Genomic DNA, 17,789 nt, shown 5'->3' with positions numbered 1-17,789 from the left:
GGCCGGTTTTTCAAGGGCAGGTTGTGCCGATGTCCACCGATTAGAACAGACCCTCTGGCGGATCGGCCACGATCCGGCCCGCGGCCAGATCGACGGTGGGAACCGCCTCGCGCGTGAAGGGCAGCAAGACGGTCGTTCGTTGCCCCGGCGCGTGGATTTCCAGCAGGTCCGAAGCGCCGTGGTTCTGCACGGCCCGGACATGGCCCAGAAGCGTGCCGCCGCTGTCGTGAACCGGCAGGCCGATCAGGTCGGCATGGTAGTATTCGTCATCGGGAAGCGACGGGAGGCGATCCCGATCCGCCAGAAGCTCCGCCCCCTTGAGGGCATCGGCCTCTTCCTTTGTCGAGATGCCGTCGACCCGGGCGATCAGGGCGCCCTTGGTCTGCCCCGAGATGGTGATCGCGGGGAAAACGCGGCCATCGCTTGTCCAGAGGGGCACATAAGCCGAGATGTCCTCGGGTGTCGCGCAAAAGGACTTCAGCCGCACGTCACCGCGAACGCCAAAGGCGCCTGCGATCACGCCGACGACGATACGTTCATCCGTCATGAGCCAGACCCTGCAGGGGGATGCGGGCGACCCGGAGGCCGCCCGTATCGGAATACCGGATTATTCTGCGGTTTCTTCGGCAGCGGCCTCGGCGGGGGCCGCATCGCGCGCGGCCTTTTTCTCGGCGCGTTCCTGGGCGGCCTTGCCGGGCGTGCCCTTCTTGAGGTTGGCGCGTTCCTTCTTCTCGATCACGCCGGCGGCCTCGAGGAAACGGCTGACGCGGTCGGTGGGCTGTGCGCCCTTGTCGAGCCATGCCTTGACCTTGTCGATATCCATCTTGACGCGGTCTTCGCTGTCCTTGGGCAGAAGCGGGTTGTAGGTGCCCAGCTTCTCGATGAAGCGGCCGTCGCGCGGCATGCGCGAATCGGCGGCGACGATGGCGTAATGGGGGCGCTTCTTGGAACCGCCGCGGGCGAGCCGGATTTTCATAGCCATTTGGTTGATCTCCTTTGAATGGCAGGTCGGGGGGCGGACCCCCTCAAGATTGGTGTTGTTCGTGGTGCTTGATGACTTCCTGGATGATGAAGGCCAGGAATTTCTTGGCGAATTCCGGGTCGAGGTCGGCCTGGTTCGCAAGATCGGTGAGCCGCGCGATCTGACGATCCTCGCGGGCAGGATCCGAGGGCGGCAGGCGATGCTTCGCCTTGAGCTGGCCCACGGCCTGAGTGTGTTTGAAACGCTCGGCCAGTGTGAACACAAGGATCGCGTCGAGCCGGTCGATCGACTCGCGATGTTCCTTGAGGAGTTCGGCGGCGCGGATGGCAGGGTCGGTCATGTCATGGCTCCCATGTCGGGGGTCAGGCGATAGACCGCGACGCGGTCAGGGTCCAGCGGGTGGCCGCCGCTTTCCACGGCGCCGATGGCGTGCGCGACACGGACGGATTTGTCATGCGATCGGTCGAGATAGATCTCGACCCCGTCGGGGCCAAGTTCGGCAGCCGCCCAATCGGCAAGCGCGCGCGAGGCCTCGGTGGCATAGCCGTGGCCTTCGGCCGCCTCGATCAGAAGCCAGCCCAGCTCCGGCGCCGGATCGCCCCATTCGTGATCGAGGCTCACGATGCCGATCACCTCGGCGGTGTCCTTCAGCGTCACGGTCAGGGGGCCAAAGCCACGCAGGAGCCAGCTTGCAATCATCTGGTTGAAATCGAGCCAGCCGTCCTCGGCCTCCATCGGTCCGCCGATATGACGGGCGCGGTCGGTGGTCCAGATCGGCTCCAGCACGGCCCAGTCCTCGGCGCGGGGGGCGCGGAGGATCAGCCGCTCCGTCACGATCCGGGGAATCGCGGCGAGGATGGCCCGCCTGCGCATTGCCGGCGCAGTGGCCGTCGGGGTACAAAGCCACGGCGCGGTCATGACAGGGCCTCGGGGGAGGGATGACGCCAGATATGCAATGTGCCCAAGGCTGCATGTTCAAAGGTTTCGCCATCCTTGCAGCCCAAACGCTGGGCCAGCGCGACCGAACGGGTATTGGCCGGATCGATCAGGCTGATCGCCGTGGTCCAGCCAAGAGTGTCATAGGCGTGGGCGCGTGCGGCGCGCGCGGCCTCTTCGGCGATGCCCTGGCCTTCCGCATCTTCGAAGACGGACCATGCGATTTCGGGCTCGGGCCAATCCTCGGGGTAGAAAAGCCCCACGATCCCAAGCGGTGCATCGGTGACCCGGTCGGCCACCATCCAGCGGCCGAAGCCGCGCATATGCCAATGCCCGATGATCGAGCAGATCTGATCGAAGGCCTGACCCCGCGTATAGGGGCCACCCAGAAGCCGGGCGCGATCAGAGGCACGGAACGCGGCATAGGCCTCGAAATCGCGGGCCTCGGGGGCGCGCAGCCGCAGCCGCGCCGTTTCGATCACGGGGATGTCGATCATTCGAGTACCTCCGGTTCCGGTCTCGGGTGCCGGTAGACCAGGCAGGGCTCTTGGGGCTTTGGCTGGGGCGCATCGGGATCGACCGCAGCGCCCAGCTTTTCGGCCAGCCGGATCGAGCGGGTGTTGCCCGGTGCGATATAGCTGACGACGGTGTCCCACTTCAGCGCGCGCCACGCGTGATCGATGGCGGCACGCGCCGCCTCGGTCGCAATGCCGGTGCCCTCGATGCCGGGATCGAAGATCAGCCAGCCGATTTCGGTTTCGGGCCAGTCGGCGGGGCACCAAGGGCCGATCAGGCCCACGGCCCTGTCGTCGCCGCGCAGGGTCACGGCCCACATGCCATAGCCGAGAATATCCCAATGGCCGATTTCGGCCGCGAAACTCCGCCAGGCGCGGCCCAGATCAAAGGGGCCGCCTACGCCCCGGGCGCGCTCCGACATGAAGAAGTCGCGCGCAGCGGGCCAGTCGTCGCCGGTCGGGCGCCGCAGGACAAGGCGCCGGGTGTGCAGCATCTCGGTCATGCAGCCCCCATCGGGTGGCGCCAGACATCGACCGTCTTGCCGCTTGGATAGGTGTGCTGGCCTTCCTTTACGCAGCCCAGTTTGCGGGCCAGCGAGATGGAGCGGTCGTTGTCAGAGGCGATGTAGCTTGCAAGCGCGGGCAGGCCTTGCCGGGCGGCCCAGTCCCGCACCGCGATGGCCCCTTCGGCGGCAAGGCCACGCCCTTCGTAGCCATCGAATATCACCCAGCTGAGTTCGGGCTCATCGAGGGTGATCGGGTGCCAGATGGCAATCCGCCCGGCCGGGGCGCCCGTCGCCGTTTCCGTGGCGAAGAACCCGCCATAGCCGCGCGCGGCCCAGTGGCCCAGATGGATCATGCAGCTGTCCCACGCATCCCGCGGATCGGTGCTCGGGCCACCCAGATGGGTCGACCGCTCGCCCGATGCAAAGGCGGCAAACGCCTCGTAATGGGCCATCGTGAACGGGCCAAGCGTCAGCCTTTCGGTGGTCAGCGTCGGGATCATCATGCCGCCCTCACCGGATGGCGCCAGACATCGACTGTCGTTCCGCTTGGATAGACCTCCTGGCCGTCCTTTTCGCAGCCGAGCCTGCGGGCCAGCGCGGCGGAGCGCGTGTTGGCGGGGTTGATGTAGCTGACCGCGCTGGTCCAGCCCGCGTCACCCAGATGCCAGTCGCGCGCGGCGCTTGCGGCTTCCTGGGCCAGCCCCCGGCCTTCGTCGTCATCGGACCAGAGCGTCCATTTCAGCTCTGGCTCTTCCGCGCCGGCCTGCAACCATCCACCGAACGTGCCCACCGGGCGCCCGTCAGGCGTTTCGGCAACGAAGGGCCCGCAATCGTAAAGCTGCCAATGGCCCGCGATGGAGGTGAACTCGCGCCAGGCAAGGTATTCCGGCTCATCCCAGCCGATCCGCGCCGCCCGGTCAGAGGCCTTGAAGGCCGTGAAGGCGGGCAGATGGCGCAGGTGCGGCTGCACCAGAACAAGCCGTTGAGTCTCGATCCGGATCATGCCGCGCTCCGGTGCCGGTAGACGACGACATGATCCTCGTCCGCCTCAAAGAACGGCGAATCCGGGCTGTTGGCGGCGAGCGTCGCACTGGCGTCGATCACGGCGCCCAGCGTCTCGGCCAGACGGCGGGAGGCGTGGTTGGCGGCATCGATGACGGAAATCGCCGACGCGATCCCGGCCCTGCGGAAAGACCAGGGCATGACCGCGCGCATCGCCTCCGCGGCATAGCCGCGCCCTTCGGCGCGGGCGTCCCAGATCGACCAGCTCATCTCGGCCTCGGGCCAGGTCACGGGATACCACAGGCCGAACAGGCCGATCCCGCCCGGCGTGCCCTTCTTCTCGGCCACGAAGCAGGAATACCCGCGCAGGACCCAAAGCCCGGCGATATGACCGAAGGCGCGGATCACGGTCCCATTGTCCGTCACCGGTCCGCCGACAAACGCGGCGCGTTCCGAGCCGAGGAAGGCCGCGAAAGGCTCCATGTCCGTCATCCGCGGCGCGCGCAGGATCAGGCGCCGGGTTTCCAGCGTGGGGATATGGTCGGCAAGATCCCTCACGGTGCGGTCACCGAACGGAGCGCTGCCGCGCATGTCCATGCAGCCAGTGTCGGGGCGACGCACAGCGGGCGACGACGCCGCGTCTGGCGGCGGTCGACCGGTGGCGTGTTCCGGCAAAGATCAGGCAGGGATGTCATTTCTTCTTGCCGAAGCCGCTGAGCCCCGGGGGCAGGGCACCGCCGCCCAGACCGGGAAGCCCACCCCGGCCACCGCCAAGTGCCTTTGCGGCCTCTTCCAGCGCCTTGGGGTCATTCATGTCGGGCATGCCGCCGGGGGGCATGCCGCCCTTGCCGAACATGCCGCGCATGGCCTGTTTCATCATGCCGCCCTTACCCATGCGGCCCATCTTCTTCATCATGTCCGCCATCTGGCGATGCTGCTTGATCAGCTTGTTCAGCTCCGACACTTCGAGCCCGGCACCCTTGGCGATGCGTTTCTTGCGGCTGGCCTGAAGAAGCGCGGGATTGGCGCGTTCGCGTTTCGTCATCGAATTGATGAGCGCGATCTGGCGGCGCAGGATGCTGTCGTCAAAGCCTGCCTGCTCCATCTGCTTTTGCATTTTTCCCATGCCGGGCATCATGCCCATCATGCCTTCCATGCCGCCCATCTTCATCATCTGTTCAAGCTGCATCTTCAGGTCGTTCATGTTGAACTGACCCTTCTGGAAGCGCTTCATCATCCGTTCGGCCTGTTCGGCCTCGATGGTTTCCTGCGCCTTTTCGACAAGGGCCACGATGTCGCCCATGCCGAGGATGCGGCCCGCGATGCGATCGGGCTCGAAGGTTTCCAGCGCGTCCATCTTTTCGCCAAGGCCGACAAAGCGGATCGGCTTGCCGGTGACGGCGCGCATCGACAGGGCCGCGCCACCGCGGCCGTCGCCATCCATCCGCGTCAGCACGACGCCGGAGACGCCGATCTTGTCGTCGAATTCCTCGGCGACCTCGACGGCGACCTGACCGGTCAGGCCGTCCACGACCAGAAGCGTTTCGCGCGGGTTGACGACGTCGCGCACATCGGCGGCCTGCTGAATCAGCTCGGCATCGATCTGAAGCCGGCCGGCGGTGTCGAGGAAATAGACGTCATAGCCGCCAAGCGAGGCCTGCGTCTTGGCGCGCTTTGCGATGGCGATCGGGTCTTCGCCCTTCACGATGGGCAGCGTGTCGACACCGATCTGCGCGCCGAGGATCTGAAGCTGTTCCATGGCAGCGGGGCGGTTGACGTCGAGCGAGGCCATCAGGACCTTCTTGCCCTCGCGCTCTTTCAGTCGCTTGGCCAGCTTGCCGGTCGTCGTCGTCTTGCCCGAGCCCTGAAGGCCCACCATCAGGATCGGTGCCGGCGGCGTGTCGATCTTGAGCTTGCCCGGGTCTTCGTCGCCGGACAGCACGTGAACAAGTTCGTCATGGACGATCTTGATGACCTGCTGGCCGGGGGTGACCGATTTCGTGACCGATTGTCCGGTGGCCTTGTCCTGGACCGCCTTGACGAAATCGCGCGCGACGGGGAGCGAGACGTCGGCCTCAAGCAGCGCCACGCGGACCTCGCGCAACGCCGTCTTGACGTCGTCCTCGGACAGCGCGCCCTGCTTGGTCAGCCTGTCGAAAACACCAGACAGCCGTTCGCTGAGGTTCTCAAACATCACTTCGCTCCTTTTGCCCTTTTGCCCGAAGATGGGGGCAGGGCGGCCAAACGACAAACGCCCCCGTGGGCGAATGCTCGCTGACGGGGGGCGATCCCCGGTCATCCGGGGACCGGAAGCTGTCTCACTTCCGGGATTGGCTGTCTTTAGCGAGGGGGCGCCGGCGAGTCAATTCCGGCGCCGCCGTTAGTCGGCCTCAGGCCGCCGCGGGGCGATGGCGCCAGACCAGGATCGCGCACAGAAGGCCCAGAACGAGGGCCGGAACCGCAGACGGCCCGAGAAGGAAAAGGTGAAACAGGACTGCGCAGATCATCGTGCACAGAAGAAGCCCGGCCCCCAGAAGCTGAAGCCCGGGTATCCACAGCAGGACAACACTCCCGACCTCGATCGCACCGGTCACGTAGCGGAACCACTGGCCCCAGCCGATCTGGTCGAAGGTGCCGACCATCATGTCGACACCGGCAAGTTTTGAGAGGCCGGCAGCCCCGAACGCGAGAGTGAGCAGAACACGAACCGCGAGAATGGCGATATCGGGAAGGGAACGGGACATGGCGACCTCTTGTGAGAATGCTTCACCTCACTTGGGTGGATATTGCGCCCACAGGCAATTCGGGGCCAGGGCACAGGCGATGTGCGGAACTGCGGCAGGCTGCAGGGCGCACACAGCTGACTGCATCGGGGTGCGATCGAGAGCGCGATCCCCGGAACAGATCCCTGCCGAGCCGTTCTTGCATTTCCGAACGGCTTGTAGGACTTCTGTATCAAACTGTGGCGATTTGCACAGATGGAGCAGGTCTTGGAAAATTGGGATGAAGTGCGCACCGCGTTTCAGGTGGCCCGCTGCGGCACAGTCAGCGGCGCGGCCGAGGCGCTGGGCGTGCACCACGCGACGGTCATCCGGCATATCGACGCGCTGGAATCCCGGCTGGGCGTAAAGCTGTTCCAGCGTCACGCGCGCGGATATACGGCGACCGAGGCGGGACAGGATCTGTTCCTCGTCGCACAGGCGACCGATGACCAGTTCACCCAGCTGGCGGGTCGGATCAAGGGGCAGGGCGAAGGCGTGAGTGGTGAATTGGTCGTGACGTCGCTGCCGCATCTTACAAACAAACTGGTCCCGGTTCTGGCCGATTTCCAGGCGCAGCATCCCGGGTTGATCGTGCGGTTCCTCACGGGCGCGCGTCTGTTCCGGCTTGAATATGGCGAGGCGCATGTGGCGATCCGGGCCGGCGCGCGCCCCGAGGACCCCGACAATGTCGTGCAGGAGCTGATGGTCCAGCCGATGGCGATGGCCGCATCCTCGGCTTATGTCGCAAGGTATGGGCGGCCAAAGTCGATCGACGATCTGGAGGGGCACGTCTTTGTCGGCACTGATGGTCAGGAGAACAGGGCACCTTTCTATCGCTGGCTTTCCGAGAATGTGAGCGCCGAACAGATCGTCTTTCGCGCGAACGATGACCGTGGCCTTGCGGCGGGCGTGCGGGTCGGGGCGGGGATCGGTTTCATGGCTGTCGATATGATCGCGGAAGAGGACGACCTGATCCAGGTCGTGGATCCGATCGAGGAATGGGGCTCGCCGATCTGGATCGTGACACATGTCGATCTTCACCGCTCGCCCAAGGTTCAAAGCTTTCTCAAGGTGCTCAAGTCCGCGGCCAAGGGCTGGACATGACCACCCGGACATCGCGTCCCATGGATGCGGACCAGCTTCGCGGACATCTGGCGATGCTGCTGTTCTCGGCGCTGGTCGCCGGATCTTTTTCACTCGGCGCGATGGCCGCGAACGAAATCGCTCCCTCGGCGCTGAACGCCATTCGGTTCTGGCTGGCCGCGGTGATCATCGCGGCTGCGGTCATGGCGACGGGCGGCGTGCCGCGCGGCGCATTTTCTGCGCCGTGGCGCTATCTGGTTCTGGGCGGCGTCTTCGGCACTTATTTCGTCCTGATGTTCGAGGGGCTGAAGACGGCCCAACCCGTCAGTGCCGCCGCCGTCTTTACCCTGACGCCGCTGATGACAGCGCTGTTCGGGTGGTTTCTTTTGCGACAAAGGCTGACAGGTCGCATGGCGCTTGCCCTCGTGATCGGGGCGATCGGGGCCACATGGGTGATCTTTCGGGCGGATCTGTCGGCGATGCTCAGGTTCGATGTGGGCCGCGGCGAGGCGGTCTATTTCATCGGCTGCGTGTCTCACGCAATCTACACGCCGCTGGTGCGGTTGCTGAACCGTGGGGAAAGCGCGCTGATCTTTACCTTCGGCACGATGCTGGGGGGCGCGGTTCTGGTGTCGATCTGGGGATTTCCTGCGATCCTCGCGACGGATTGGCTGAACCTTCCGCTGATTGTCTGGATCACGATCTTCTATGTCACGGTCTTTGCCAGCGCGGCGACCTTCGTGCTGATCCAATATGCGGCGCTGCGGCTGCCGTCGGCCAAGGTCATGGCCTATACCTATCTCACGCCCAGCTGGGTCATCCTGATCGAGTTGGGGCTGGGCCGCGGCGCGCCGCCTTTGCTGGTGTCGCTCGGCTTTGCGACGACGCTTGTGTCGCTTGTCCTGCTGTTGCGGGATGACGGCTAGACGTGATCTTCGGCCCCGGTTTCCAGTTCGGTTTCAAGGAAGCGTTCGAAGGCATCCAGATCGATGCCCTCCATCTGGCCAAAGCCCTGCATCCAGACCGAGGCCTCGCGCAGGGCGTCGGGCTCCAACTTGCACCATTTGACCCGCCCCCGTTTTTCCTGGCTGATCAGACCGGCCTCGGCCAGAACGCCCAGATGCTTCGAGATCGCGGCAAGCGACATCTCGAACGGGTGGGCCACGTCCGTGACCGCCATGTCATCCTCGAGAAGCATCGACAGGATAGCGCGCCGCGTCGGATCGGCCAGTGCGGAAAACACGGTATCGAGAGAGGCTGCCATGCGGCGAGTTAGCGCCCGGCGTATCAGAACGTCAACCGAATGGTTGAATATCGCGTTGTGGCGCCTTGCGATGCATCCGGAGGTCGGGCGCGTATGATCGCCTTGGGAGATCTCAGGAAATCCTAATATATGTCAGTGTGTTAGGGTGGTTCGGTCTGCGACCTAGCGCCGCTTGACTCTGTAAGCGCCCCCGCTTAGCACCAAGCCATCTTGTGTGAGGGCAGAAGGACCATGTCCGACCGTTCCGATGCCGCCGACAATGCCGCGAAACTCGCGGATCTTGAAAAGCGGATCAACGCGCTGAAGGGGCAACCCGAGGCGAAGCCGCACATGGAGGAGCATTATTCTCAGGCCCACCTGGCCTGGCGGATGGTGATAGAGCTTGTAGCCGGTCTTGGGATCGGTTTCGGCATCGGATACGGGCTGGATTCCTTTTTTGGAACGATGCCTCTCTTTCTGGTGCTGTTCATTTTGCTGGGGCTGATCGCGGGCATCAAGACGATGCTGAGATCGGCTCAGGAAATACAGAACGCGCAGTCGGGTCAGACTGCAGAAGACGAGGGCAAGAAACGTGGCGACTGAAACGAACGCAGAAGGGGGATCGGCTCTTACGTTCCACCCGATGGACCAATTCATCGTCAAGCCGCTTTTCGGAGACGGTGCGGTTCACTGGTATACGCCGACGAACGTGACGCTCTGGCTGGCGATTTCGGTGCTCTGCGTAATCCTGTTGCTGGTCATGGGCACGCGACAGCGTCAGGTCGTGCCGAGCCGGTCGCAGTCGATTGCCGAGCTTGCCTATGGCTTCATCTACGAGATGGTCGAGGACGTGACCGGCAAGGATGGGGTGAAGTACTTCCCCTATATCATGACGATCTTCATGTTCATCGTCTTCGCCAATTTCGTGGGCCTCATCCCGATGGCCTTTACGACGACAAGTCATATCGCTGTAACTGCTGTCCTCGCGATGGGCGTGTTCCTCGCGGTGACGGTTATCGGTTTCGTCAAGAACGGCGCAGGGTTCCTGAGCCTGTTCTGGATCAGTTCGGCGCCGCTGGCGCTTCGGCCGGTTCTCGCCCTGATCGAGGTGATTTCCTACTTCGTCCGGCCGATCAGCCATTCCATCCGTCTTGCCGGCAACATGATGGCCGGCCACGCGGTGATCAAGGTCTTCGCGGCTTTCGCCGCCGTTCTCGCGATCTCACCGTTCTCTATCCTGGCGATTACTGCAATGTATGCCCTGGAGGTCCTCGTGTCCTTCATCCAGGCCTACGTCTTCACAATTCTGACGTGCGTGTATCTCAAGGATGCGCTGCATCCGCACCACTGATGATCCTGCTTCACACCAATTCCAAAATCTAAGGAGAGTTCTCATGGAAGGTGACATCGTACAAATGGGTGCCTACATCGGCGCGGGTCTGGCCTGTATGGGTATGGGCGGCGCGGCAATCGGTGTGGGTAACGTCGTCGGCAACTTCCTGTCCGGCGCGCTGCGGAACCCCTCCGCCGCTGGTGGCCAGACCGCCACGATGTTCATCGGTATCGCCTTTGCCGAAGCCCTGGGGATCTTCTCGTTCCTCGTTGCGCTTCTGCTGATGTTCGCCGTCTAAGACCTTCGACGATCCTTAGTGTCCCGGCGCCCGCCTGATCGCGGGGGTCGGGAGGATCTGATCAGGTTTGAGGAGGCCGCATGGCGGACGAAAACATACCAGCCGAAGAGCTGTTGGAAGGCGCTGACGCGGCACATGCCGCGGCTGAGTCGTCCGGCGGGTTGCCGCAGCTCGATTTTTCCACCTTCCCCAACCAGATCTTCTGGTTGCTGGTTACGCTGGTGGTGATCTACCTGATCCTGTCGCGCGTGGCCCTGCCGCGTATCGGGGCGATCCTGGCAGAGCGTGCGGGCACGATCACCAACGATCTGGCGGCAGCCGAAGAGCTGAAACAGCGCGCGACAGAGGCCGAAGCGGCCTATGACAAGGCGCTTGCTGATGCACGCGCCGAGGCAAATCGTATCGTGGCCGAGACCAAAGCCGGTATTCAGGCCGAACTCGACGACGAGCTCAAGAAGGCCGATGCCGAGATCGCAGCCCGCACCGCGGAAAGCGAGAAGGCTATCGCCGCCATTCGGGACAGCGCGACCGAAAGCGTCGCCGAAGTCGCGACGGAAACCGCGAAAGCCCTCATCGAGGCGCTTGGCGGCACGGCAGACGATGCATCGGTGAAGAAGGCCGTATCGGCCCGTGTGGAAGGAGGTTCGGCATGAGATCCATTCTGATCGCCGCGGCCCTTGTCGCATCGGCCAGCCCCGCTTTCGCGGCAAGTGACAAGCCCTTCTTCTCGTTGGCCAATACCGACTTTGTTGTTCTGATCGCGTTCATCGTGTTCATCGGGGTGCTGTTCTACTTCAAGGTGCCGACCCTGATTGGCGGCATGCTGGACAAGCGCGCCGAGGGTATCCAGGCCGAACTGGACGAGGCCCGCCAGCTTCGCGAAGAGGCGCAAGCCCTGCTGGCGTCTTATGAGCGCAAGCAAAAGGAAGTGCAGGAACAGGCCGATCGTATCGTGTCAAATGCCCGCGACGAGGCCAACCGCGCAGCCGAGCAGGCCAAGACGGATATCCGGGCCTCGGTCGAGCGGCGGCTTGCCGCGGCTGAAGACCAGCTTGCCAGCGCCGAAGCGTCCGCGATCAAGGCGGTCCGGGACCGCGCGATCATGGTCGCGACCGAAACCGCTCGTGACGTGGTGGCAGCCCAGATGACGGCCGCCACCGGGTCCAAGCTGATCGACGAAGCGATCGCCACCGTCGAAGCCAAGCTGCACTGAACAGCAGCGGCGACAGTCCAGCAGTGAGTTGCGTGCGCCCCGATCGAAAGGTCGGGGCGTTCGTTGTTCAGGGCGCCGGTTCCTAGAGCTGGCTGCCCGAGACGTGGTCCAGCCGTTTGCGCGCGATCTCTTCGTTGCGCTCGGCCTTCTGCTGATCTGACAGGGCGCGTTCCACGAAATCCAGATGCCGGGAGACCGCGGCGCGTGCCCCCTCGGGATCACGGGCTTGCAGCGCGTCGTTGATCGCGCGGTGCTGATCCAGAAGCATGTCACGTGTCATCCGCTGCTTGAACATGATCTGACGGTTGTAGAACACGCCTTCCTTCAGCAGGTCGTACATCGACCGCATCATGTGGAGCATGATGACGTTGTGACTGGCCTCGATGATCGAGAGGTGGAATTCCGCGTCCAGCTCGGCCTCGTCGGTCGGGTTCCGCTTCTGATGCGCGGCTTCCATCTTTTGCAGGATGGTGTCGATCACCTTCAGGTCGGTTTCGGTGCCGTGGCGCGCCGCGCGTTCGGCGGCAAGCCCCTCCATGTCGCGGCGAAACGACAGGTAGTCGAAGACAGCCGCGTCATGGCTCGCGAAGAGCCGGATCAACGCGGGCGAAAAGGCCGAGCCCAGAACATCGGCCACGAAAACGCCGGCACCCGCCCTGCTTTCCAGAAGGCCCCGTTCCTGAAGATCGGACAAGGCCTCGCGCAGCGAGGGGCGCGAGACAGCCAGCCGTTCGGCCAGTTCACGTTCGGCGGGCAGACGTTCTCCGGGGCGCAGGATGCCGCGCAGGATCAATTGCTCGATCTGGCGCACGACGCCTTGCGACAGCTTTTCCGGCTGGATTTTCTCGAATGGCATGGAATGGGCCGTCCTTGGCGAATTGGTCAAATCATATGACCAATGCCCGGGGCTGCCAAGCAGGCAGGACGGGGCCACCTATCAGTGGCCCCGTCTGCAAGGATCAGGTCGTCGGCGTGATGATGATCTCGACCCGGCGATTGAGCGCGCGGCCGGCGGAATCAAGGTTGGACGCGACGGGTGCGTTTTCACCCCGCCCGATGGAGGTGATCCGCGACGGCGAGACCCCGCCGGAAATCAGCACCGAGGCCACCGATTGCGCCCGGCGTTCGGAAAGGTCCTGATTGTATTCGGCCGAGCCGGTGTTGTCGGTGTGGCCTTCGACGGTCACGCGCGTGTTGGGATAGTTGTTCAGGCTTCGGGCGACTGTCAGCAGATCGGACTGAAGCTGCCCGGTGAGGGTTGCGCTGTCGACCGCGAACAGGATGTCGTTCGGCAGGTTCACGATCAGCTGATCCCCGGTGTTCTGGATGCCGACATTGCTGCCCAGCTGGTTGCGGAGTTCGGCTTCCTGCCGGTCGAGCAAGGTCCCGCCGATGGCACCCGCACCACCAAGGACAACCGCGCCGATGGCGGCGTTTTCGATCCGCTCCTGCGTGCTGTCACCGGACAACGCACCGACGACGGCACCGATCCCGGCCCCCACGGCGGCGCCGCGTTGCAGGTTCGTGTTTTCCTGGCCCGGGACGGGCTCACAGGCCGACAAGGCAAGAACGGAAATCGCGGCGAATGCGGCGACCGGGAGTTTGAACTGAATCATTGGTTTCATTCCATCTTATGGCGCGCGGACATGACCGCGCCGTCTGCTCGAATTATCGAGGAATCCCACCTGATATCCAATAACGCAAGACTGTTGGTGAATGACCGCGCCGAAACCCGCCGGTTCAGGCCTCTGCCCGGGCCGATTCCCATGCAAGCATCGCGCGCTTGACCGGTAAACCCCAGTGATAGCCGCCCAGAGCGCCGGATTTCCGGATCGCGCGGTGGCAGGGAATCAGGAACCCGACCGGGTTCCGGCCCACGGCCGTTCCGACAGCGCGAATGGCGGCGGGGTTGCCGATGGCCTCTGCGATGCTGGAATAGGTCGTTACATGCCCGGACGGGATGGACAGCAGCGCCTCCCAGACCTTGATCTGGAACGGCGCGCCGATGACATGCAACGCCGTGTCGCCCGACTGGGCAAAGGCAGCCTCGACCCAGCTGCACAGGGCATTCGGCTCTTCGACGAAGCGTGCGCCCGGCCAGCGCCCCTCGAGGTCGGCCCGCGCCTCGGCCTCGTCCCGATCGGAGAGGAAGCCCAGACCACACAACCCGCGATCCGTGCCATAGGCGAGGGCAGGGCCGAAGGGCGTTGAAAAGACACCGTGGTGGATCATGATACCCTCGGCGGCCCGTGCGAATTCGCCGGGGCTCATGGCCTCCCACCGGATGAACAGATCATGAAGGCGCCCGCTGCCCGACAGCCCCAGCGACAGCGAGGTTTCGAGCGTGGTGAACCTGTCGCGCAACAATGTCTTGGCGTGGCCCAGTGTCAGGAATTGCTGATACCGCTTGGGCGACACGCCGACCCAACGCGAAAAGACGCGCTGGAAATGGGCGGGCGACAGGCCCAGTTCTGCCGCCAGCGCGTCGAGCGAGGGCATCTCGGGGCCGCTTGCGTCGATGACATCGATGGCGCGGCGGACAACCTGGTAATGATATGCGTCTTCCTGATCCATGCCGGCAGGATAGGCGGACCCGCAAGCCGCCGCGACCCGGATATTGCGCATTGCGCCGATCCGGTCATGCGGGCATAGAGTTTTCCGATGGCAAAACAGCTTGGATACAACGAGATGCGAGAGGTCTTCTCTCGGTTTCAGGCGGCAGAGCCTGAACCGGAGGGAGAGCTTCATCACGTCAACGCCTACACGCTCGTCGTGGCGGTCGCGCTTTCGGCGCAGGCCACGGATGCCGGGGTGAACAAGGCGACGAAGAAGCTGTTCGAGCTGGCCGACACGCCGCAGAAGATGCTCGATCTCGGCGAAGACGGGGTGATCGAGCATATCAAGACAATCGGCCTGTTCCGGAACAAGGCCAAGAACGTCATCAAGCTGAGCCGTATCCTTGTCGAGGAATACGGAGGCGAGGTCCCCAATTCACGCGCGGCGCTGCAATCCCTGCCGGGTGTCGGGCGCAAGACGGCGAACGTGGTTCTGAACATGTGGTGGCGGCAACCGGCACAGGCCGTCGATACCCACATCTTTCGCGTCGGCAACCGCACGGGGATCGCGCCGGGCAAGGATGTGAATGCGGTCGAACGTGCGATCGAGGACAATGTGCCCGCCGATTTCCAGCTGCACGCTCATCACTGGCTGATTCTGCACGGGCGCTATGTCTGTGTTGCCCGCAAGCCGAAATGCGCGGCCTGCATCATTAGAGATATCTGCAAATTCGAGGACAAGAATTTATGAAGAAGTTTCAGGTGGTCGGCATCGGGAATGCCATGGTTGATATCCTTGCCCGGGCCGATGAGGGGTTCCTATCCGAAGCCGGGATCGAAAAAGGCATCATGCAACTGATCGACATGGATCGCGCGGTGGACCTGTATTCCCGGATCGGGCCTGCCAAGGAAATCTCGGGCGGATCGGCAGCCAACACCATCGCCGGCATTGCCCAGTTGGGTGGCCGGACGGCCTATGTTGGCAAGGTCAAGGACGATCAGCTTGGCGGCATCTTTGCCCATGACCTGCGCGCGCAAGGGGCGGTCTATGACACGCCTCTGGCACCCAAATCCGCCGAACACGAGACGGGCCGCTGCATCGTGCTTGTCACGCCGGACGGGGAGCGGTCGATGAACACCTATCTGGGCGTGACCGAATTTCTGGAGCCGTCGGACATCGACGATGCGCAGATGGCCGACGCCGAATGGATTTATCTCGAGGGGTACCGCTTTGACGGCCCCGAAAGTCACGAGGCGTTTGCCAAGGCCATCCGTGCGACCAAGGGCGCCGGTGGGCGGGTGTCGCTGACCCTGTCGGACCCGTTCTGTGTCGAGCGTCACAGGGATGCGTTTCGCCAGATGATCGTCGACGGGGTCGATCTGCTGTTCTGCAATCGGGCGGAACTTCTGTCGATGTATCAGACGGACGATTTTGACGCGGCTCTTGCGCAGGCGGCAACCGAGGTCGAGATCCTCGCCTGCACCGACAGCGAGAACGGCGCGCATATCCTGTCTGGCGGCGACCGGTGGCACGCCCCGGCGATCCCCACCGAGATCGTCGATGCGACGGGCGCGGGCGATCTTTTCGCAGGCGCCTTCCTCTGGGCGCTGACCGAGGGGCGGAGCCTTGAGCTATGCGGCCGGATCGGATGTGTCGCGGCGTCCGAGATCATCAGCCATATCGGGGCGCGGCCCGAAGCGGACCTTCACGCCCTGTTCGAAAGGCATGGGCTTAACTGAAGGCGCGAAGCCAGAGTGCGTCGATCCGGTCGATGACGGCCGGATCGAAACGATCCTCTTCTTCCCAGTAGCGGCCACTTTCCACGAAATAGCCGGCCGCCTCTTCGGCGGCGAGGGCCTCGCTGACGCGGTCTGCAACCGGCGAACGCGGGGTGGTGTCCGCCACAGCCTCGGGCGTGGCACGCGGGAACGTCAGGCGCGACGGATCAGAAGACAGGTTCACGACGGCGCAGCCCTGCTCGGCTGAGAAGGCCTCGAACCGGGCGGATTTCGCCTCGAGCGAGCGAAGCGAGATATCGGGCCGGAGCGGGTCCGCCTCGCCCTTGCCATAGAAATGGGTCTGCGGCCCTGTCGCATAGACCATGTCGCAGCCCATGAAGGCCACGACATCGGGCCGCAGCGCATGAAGCGCCCAGTATCCTGCGGTAAACGCCATCGTGCCCCCGGCATAGACAAAACCGCCAAAGGCATTTTGCGCCGGCACGAATTCCCTTGCCGTGATGATCGTCTGGCTGGTGTCCACATCGACCGGTCGGCGTTCGGTCGGGAAATCCTCGGGGTGGATCAGGACATCCCAGTCCGGGCGCACGGCCCAGGCATTGTTGATCGTGACGATGGTATCGAACAGGTCCCGAGGCCAGTGCCGGCTCTCGATAACGTTCGGCCCGCTGCCCAGAATCAGAACGACTGTCATTCCGGAAACTCCTTAACTACGAATGAAATAGTGGTGGAATCAAATAGTTCCACCCCAAAAGGACTTGCAGGCCGGCGGGGCCTTCGAGCGGGACCCAGTGCCTTAATTCTCCAACTTGGCGTGTACCTCGTCGAGGTCGATCTCTGCGATGGGCATCTTGTTGGACGGGTCTTCGAAATCATATTTGAAAAGCTGAAAATCCCTTTTGTACATCTCGTAGACAAGATGCATCGACAGGTCGTCAAAGTAATCCTCGACCGGATGCGCGCGCTTTGGGCCGTGGCCTTCGCTTTCGTTGAAACGCGGGATCTGATCCAGATCGACAGGGTAGGGCGTCTTGATCGCGTCGAGCACGGATTGCATCCCGTCGTTGAAGCTTTCGGTCCAGAAGATCTTGTTGTAGCGGCCGCCGTTCACGATGAAGGTCGAGATGTGGCCGGACATGGCCGACCAGTGGATGTCGGGATCCATCGGCTTGCGCCAGCGGATCGTATCGCGCGCGAAAAGCAGGAACCGCCTGAAGGATTTGATTTGGTCGAACTGGAAATCATCCTCGGGCGAGCCGACCTCGATCCCGTATTTCTGGATCAACAGAGGAACGAGGTTGCCGCGATACCGTTTCCCGTTGCGCTGAATGCCGCAAATCTTGTCGAAGAAGGATGACAGGATCCGTGTGTAGGGATTGCGCACGCAGGTGAAGGCAAAGCTTGACTGGTTGGTCACGTTGCGGGTGATCGGCCCCTGGCTCGCATCGATGGCCCATTTGTGCAGACCGGTCGTGGCGTCGTGGATATCGCCATCATAGAACTCTCCGTGGTCGGAGTAGAACATGATCTGCCCGATCGTCGAACAGGCACATTTCGGAACGACACGATAAACGACGCTCTCGCTCTCCGTCATCCAGGTTCCGGGAAAGCCCATGCTGCC

At 63.4% G+C, this 17,789-nt stretch carries 26 protein-coding genes; 9 read left to right on the top strand and 17 right to left on the bottom strand.

Going from position 1 to position 17,789, the window contains the following annotated elements; all coding sequences use genetic code 11:
• Positions 1-40 precede the first annotated feature (40 nt).
• From rimM to EP376_RS08660, 11 genes are all read right to left on the bottom strand, one after another.
• The gene (gene rimM / locus EP376_RS08710) at positions 41-547 is read right to left on the bottom strand and encodes a ribosome maturation factor RimM (RefSeq protein ID WP_127655163.1); all 507 of its coding nucleotides are present in this window, start codon (positions 545-547) and stop codon (positions 41-43) included.
• A gap of 60 nt (positions 548-607) precedes the next feature.
• Positions 608-982: a 30S ribosomal protein S16 gene (rpsP, locus tag EP376_RS08705; RefSeq protein WP_127655162.1), complete on the bottom strand. Its 375-nt coding sequence runs from the start codon at positions 980-982 to the stop codon at positions 608-610.
• A gap of 43 nt (positions 983-1,025) precedes the next feature.
• Positions 1,026-1,322: a chorismate mutase gene (locus tag EP376_RS08700; RefSeq protein WP_127655161.1), complete on the bottom strand. Its 297-nt coding sequence runs from the start codon at positions 1,320-1,322 to the stop codon at positions 1,026-1,028.
• Positions 1,319-1,855, bottom strand: coding sequence for a GNAT family N-acetyltransferase (locus EP376_RS08695; RefSeq protein WP_164744895.1), 537 nt, complete (start codon positions 1,853-1,855; stop codon positions 1,319-1,321). The genes EP376_RS08700 and EP376_RS08695 overlap by 4 nt, the downstream gene beginning before the upstream one ends.
• A gap of 41 nt (positions 1,856-1,896) precedes the next feature.
• A complete protein-coding gene (locus EP376_RS08690; protein ID WP_127655159.1) occupies positions 1,897-2,415 on the bottom strand; it encodes a GNAT family N-acetyltransferase in 519 nt (172 codons plus the stop codon).
• Positions 2,412-2,936 (bottom strand): GNAT family N-acetyltransferase, encoded by a 525-nt coding sequence (locus EP376_RS08685; RefSeq protein WP_127655158.1) that lies wholly within the window; start codon positions 2,934-2,936, stop codon positions 2,412-2,414. Before EP376_RS08685 ends, EP376_RS08690 begins: the two co-directional genes overlap by 4 nt.
• The gene (locus EP376_RS08680) at positions 2,933-3,442 is read right to left on the bottom strand and encodes a GNAT family N-acetyltransferase (RefSeq protein WP_127655157.1); all 510 of its coding nucleotides are present in this window, start codon (positions 3,440-3,442) and stop codon (positions 2,933-2,935) included. Before EP376_RS08680 ends, EP376_RS08685 begins: the two co-directional genes overlap by 4 nt.
• The gene (locus EP376_RS08675; RefSeq protein ID WP_127655156.1) at positions 3,439-3,942 is read right to left on the bottom strand and encodes a GNAT family N-acetyltransferase; all 504 of its coding nucleotides are present in this window, start codon (positions 3,940-3,942) and stop codon (positions 3,439-3,441) included. Before EP376_RS08675 ends, EP376_RS08680 begins: the two co-directional genes overlap by 4 nt.
• A complete protein-coding gene (locus EP376_RS08670) occupies positions 3,939-4,532 on the bottom strand; it encodes a GNAT family N-acetyltransferase (protein WP_164744894.1) in 594 nt (197 codons plus the stop codon). The genes EP376_RS08675 and EP376_RS08670 overlap by 4 nt, the downstream gene beginning before the upstream one ends.
• A 100-nt stretch (positions 4,533-4,632) precedes the next feature.
• Entirely contained in the window at positions 4,633-6,135 is a 1,503-nt protein-coding gene (ffh, locus tag EP376_RS08665) for a signal recognition particle protein (RefSeq protein WP_127655154.1), read from the bottom strand.
• Between the two features lie 196 nt (positions 6,136-6,331).
• Positions 6,332-6,685 (bottom strand): DoxX family protein, encoded by a 354-nt coding sequence (locus EP376_RS08660; RefSeq protein ID WP_127655153.1) that lies wholly within the window; start codon positions 6,683-6,685, stop codon positions 6,332-6,334.
• A gap of 246 nt (positions 6,686-6,931) precedes the next feature.
• Between EP376_RS08660 and EP376_RS08655 the strand changes: the two genes are divergently transcribed.
• Both EP376_RS08655 and EP376_RS08650 read left to right on the top strand, forming a co-directional pair.
• A complete protein-coding gene (locus EP376_RS08655; RefSeq protein ID WP_127655152.1) occupies positions 6,932-7,807 on the top strand; it encodes a LysR family transcriptional regulator in 876 nt (291 codons plus the stop codon).
• Complete coding sequence (locus EP376_RS08650; RefSeq protein WP_238928697.1) at positions 7,804-8,712, top strand: DMT family transporter; 909 nt, start codon at positions 7,804-7,806, stop codon at positions 8,710-8,712. The genes EP376_RS08655 and EP376_RS08650 overlap by 4 nt, the downstream gene beginning before the upstream one ends.
• On the opposite strand, the gene EP376_RS08645 is transcribed toward EP376_RS08650, so the two are convergent.
• A complete protein-coding gene (locus EP376_RS08645) occupies positions 8,709-9,050 on the bottom strand; it encodes an ArsR/SmtB family transcription factor (protein ID WP_127655151.1) in 342 nt (113 codons plus the stop codon). The genes EP376_RS08650 and EP376_RS08645 overlap by 4 nt on opposite strands.
• Before the next feature lie 231 nt (positions 9,051-9,281).
• Here EP376_RS08645 and EP376_RS08640 point away from each other — a divergent pair, with 231 nt between their 5' ends.
• The 5 genes from EP376_RS08640 to EP376_RS08620 all read left to right on the top strand — a co-directional run bounded on the left by EP376_RS08640 (position 9,282) and on the right by EP376_RS08620 (position 11,873).
• Positions 9,282-9,632, top strand: coding sequence for an AtpZ/AtpI family protein (locus tag EP376_RS08640; protein ID WP_127655150.1), 351 nt, complete (start codon positions 9,282-9,284; stop codon positions 9,630-9,632).
• The gene (locus EP376_RS08635) at positions 9,622-10,380 is read left to right on the top strand and encodes a F0F1 ATP synthase subunit A (protein ID WP_276317300.1); all 759 of its coding nucleotides are present in this window, start codon (positions 9,622-9,624) and stop codon (positions 10,378-10,380) included. The genes EP376_RS08640 and EP376_RS08635 overlap by 11 nt, the downstream gene beginning before the upstream one ends.
• Positions 10,381-10,423: 43 nt before the next feature.
• Positions 10,424-10,660: a F0F1 ATP synthase subunit C gene (locus EP376_RS08630; protein WP_127655149.1), complete on the top strand. Its 237-nt coding sequence runs from the start codon at positions 10,424-10,426 to the stop codon at positions 10,658-10,660.
• A gap of 80 nt (positions 10,661-10,740) precedes the next feature.
• Positions 10,741-11,313 (top strand): F0F1 ATP synthase subunit B', encoded by a 573-nt coding sequence (locus EP376_RS08625; RefSeq protein ID WP_127655148.1) that lies wholly within the window; start codon positions 10,741-10,743, stop codon positions 11,311-11,313.
• Positions 11,310-11,873, top strand: coding sequence for a F0F1 ATP synthase subunit B (locus EP376_RS08620; RefSeq protein ID WP_127655147.1), 564 nt, complete (start codon positions 11,310-11,312; stop codon positions 11,871-11,873). Before EP376_RS08625 ends, EP376_RS08620 begins: the two co-directional genes overlap by 4 nt.
• An 82-nt stretch (positions 11,874-11,955) precedes the next feature.
• Here the strand turns inward: EP376_RS08620 and EP376_RS08615 are convergent, their stop codons facing one another.
• From EP376_RS08615 to EP376_RS08605, 3 genes are all read right to left on the bottom strand, one after another.
• Positions 11,956-12,729, bottom strand: a complete 774-nt coding sequence (locus EP376_RS08615) for a FadR/GntR family transcriptional regulator (RefSeq protein WP_127655146.1) — start codon at positions 12,727-12,729, stop codon at positions 11,956-11,958.
• Positions 12,730-12,832: 103 nt separating this feature from the next.
• Positions 12,833-13,489, bottom strand: coding sequence for a YiaD family glycine zipper/OmpA-like lipoprotein (locus EP376_RS08610; RefSeq protein ID WP_127655145.1), 657 nt, complete (start codon positions 13,487-13,489; stop codon positions 12,833-12,835).
• Between the two features lie 124 nt (positions 13,490-13,613).
• On the bottom strand, positions 13,614-14,447 hold the full coding sequence (locus EP376_RS08605) for a methylated-DNA--[protein]-cysteine S-methyltransferase (RefSeq protein WP_127655906.1): 834 nt from the start codon (positions 14,445-14,447) through the stop codon (positions 13,614-13,616).
• 87 nt (positions 14,448-14,534) lie between these two features.
• On the opposite strand from EP376_RS08605, the gene nth reads away from it, so the two are divergent.
• Complete coding sequence (nth, locus tag EP376_RS08600) at positions 14,535-15,179, top strand: endonuclease III (RefSeq protein ID WP_127655144.1); 645 nt, start codon at positions 14,535-14,537, stop codon at positions 15,177-15,179.
• Positions 15,176-16,168 (top strand): adenosine kinase, encoded by a 993-nt coding sequence (locus tag EP376_RS08595; protein ID WP_127655143.1) that lies wholly within the window; start codon positions 15,176-15,178, stop codon positions 16,166-16,168. The genes nth and EP376_RS08595 overlap by 4 nt, the downstream gene beginning before the upstream one ends.
• Here the strand turns inward: EP376_RS08595 and EP376_RS08590 are convergent.
• A complete protein-coding gene (locus EP376_RS08590; RefSeq protein ID WP_127655142.1) occupies positions 16,161-16,862 on the bottom strand; it encodes a hypothetical protein in 702 nt (233 codons plus the stop codon). The two genes, EP376_RS08595 and EP376_RS08590, sit on opposite strands and share 8 nt — an antisense overlap.
• 102 nt (positions 16,863-16,964) lie before the next feature.
• A complete protein-coding gene (locus EP376_RS08585) occupies positions 16,965-17,783 on the bottom strand; it encodes a sulfotransferase family protein (RefSeq protein ID WP_127655141.1) in 819 nt (272 codons plus the stop codon).
• Between the last annotated feature and the right edge of the window lie 6 nt (positions 17,784-17,789).

This window comes from Alexandriicola marinus (genome assembly GCF_004000435.1).
Classification (GTDB): Bacteria; Pseudomonadota; Alphaproteobacteria; order Rhodobacterales; family Rhodobacteraceae; genus Alexandriicola; species Alexandriicola marinus.
This window is presented reverse-complemented; position numbering and strand designations above follow the sequence as displayed.

What these genes read in the sequence shown, in the direction of transcription:
- ffh (WP_127655154.1), bottom strand. Translation starts at nt 6,135, where the DNA reads ATGTTTGAGAACCTCAGCGAACGGCTGTCTGGTGTTTTCGACAGGCTG.
- EP376_RS08585 (WP_127655141.1), bottom strand. Translation starts at nt 17,783, where the DNA reads ATGGGCTTTCCCGGAACCTGGATGACGGAGAGCGAGAGCGTCGTTTAT.
- EP376_RS08690 (WP_127655159.1), bottom strand. Translation starts at nt 2,415, where the DNA reads ATGATCGACATCCCCGTGATCGAAACGGCGCGGCTGCGGCTGCGCGCC.
- EP376_RS08685 (WP_127655158.1), bottom strand. Translation starts at nt 2,936, where the DNA reads ATGACCGAGATGCTGCACACCCGGCGCCTTGTCCTGCGGCGCCCGACC.
- nth (WP_127655144.1), top strand. Translation starts at nt 14,535, where the DNA reads ATGGCAAAACAGCTTGGATACAACGAGATGCGAGAGGTCTTCTCTCGG.
- EP376_RS08650 (WP_238928697.1), top strand. Translation starts at nt 7,804, where the DNA reads ATGACCACCCGGACATCGCGTCCCATGGATGCGGACCAGCTTCGCGGA.
- EP376_RS08620 (WP_127655147.1), top strand. Translation starts at nt 11,310, where the DNA reads ATGAGATCCATTCTGATCGCCGCGGCCCTTGTCGCATCGGCCAGCCCC.
- EP376_RS08625 (WP_127655148.1), top strand. Translation starts at nt 10,741, where the DNA reads ATGGCGGACGAAAACATACCAGCCGAAGAGCTGTTGGAAGGCGCTGAC.
- EP376_RS08610 (WP_127655145.1), bottom strand. Translation starts at nt 13,489, where the DNA reads ATGATTCAGTTCAAACTCCCGGTCGCCGCATTCGCCGCGATTTCCGTT.
- EP376_RS08675 (WP_127655156.1), bottom strand. Translation starts at nt 3,942, where the DNA reads ATGATCCGGATCGAGACTCAACGGCTTGTTCTGGTGCAGCCGCACCTG.
- EP376_RS08605 (WP_127655906.1), bottom strand. Translation starts at nt 14,447, where the DNA reads ATGGATCAGGAAGACGCATATCATTACCAGGTTGTCCGCCGCGCCATC.
- EP376_RS08590 (WP_127655142.1), bottom strand. Translation starts at nt 16,862, where the DNA reads ATGACAGTCGTTCTGATTCTGGGCAGCGGGCCGAACGTTATCGAGAGC.
- EP376_RS08630 (WP_127655149.1), top strand. Translation starts at nt 10,424, where the DNA reads ATGGAAGGTGACATCGTACAAATGGGTGCCTACATCGGCGCGGGTCTG.
- EP376_RS08615 (WP_127655146.1), bottom strand. Translation starts at nt 12,729, where the DNA reads ATGCCATTCGAGAAAATCCAGCCGGAAAAGCTGTCGCAAGGCGTCGTG.
- EP376_RS08680 (WP_127655157.1), bottom strand. Translation starts at nt 3,442, where the DNA reads ATGATGATCCCGACGCTGACCACCGAAAGGCTGACGCTTGGCCCGTTC.
- EP376_RS08640 (WP_127655150.1), top strand. Translation starts at nt 9,282, where the DNA reads ATGTCCGACCGTTCCGATGCCGCCGACAATGCCGCGAAACTCGCGGAT.
- EP376_RS08595 (WP_127655143.1), top strand. Translation starts at nt 15,176, where the DNA reads ATGAAGAAGTTTCAGGTGGTCGGCATCGGGAATGCCATGGTTGATATC.
- rimM (WP_127655163.1), bottom strand. Translation starts at nt 547, where the DNA reads ATGACGGATGAACGTATCGTCGTCGGCGTGATCGCAGGCGCCTTTGGC.
- rpsP (WP_127655162.1), bottom strand. Translation starts at nt 982, where the DNA reads ATGGCTATGAAAATCCGGCTCGCCCGCGGCGGTTCCAAGAAGCGCCCC.
- EP376_RS08670 (WP_164744894.1), bottom strand. Translation starts at nt 4,532, where the DNA reads ATGCGCGGCAGCGCTCCGTTCGGTGACCGCACCGTGAGGGATCTTGCC.
- EP376_RS08700 (WP_127655161.1), bottom strand. Translation starts at nt 1,322, where the DNA reads ATGACCGACCCTGCCATCCGCGCCGCCGAACTCCTCAAGGAACATCGC.
- EP376_RS08695 (WP_164744895.1), bottom strand. Translation starts at nt 1,855, where the DNA reads ATGCGCAGGCGGGCCATCCTCGCCGCGATTCCCCGGATCGTGACGGAG.
- EP376_RS08645 (WP_127655151.1), bottom strand. Translation starts at nt 9,050, where the DNA reads ATGGCAGCCTCTCTCGATACCGTGTTTTCCGCACTGGCCGATCCGACG.
- EP376_RS08660 (WP_127655153.1), bottom strand. Translation starts at nt 6,685, where the DNA reads ATGTCCCGTTCCCTTCCCGATATCGCCATTCTCGCGGTTCGTGTTCTG.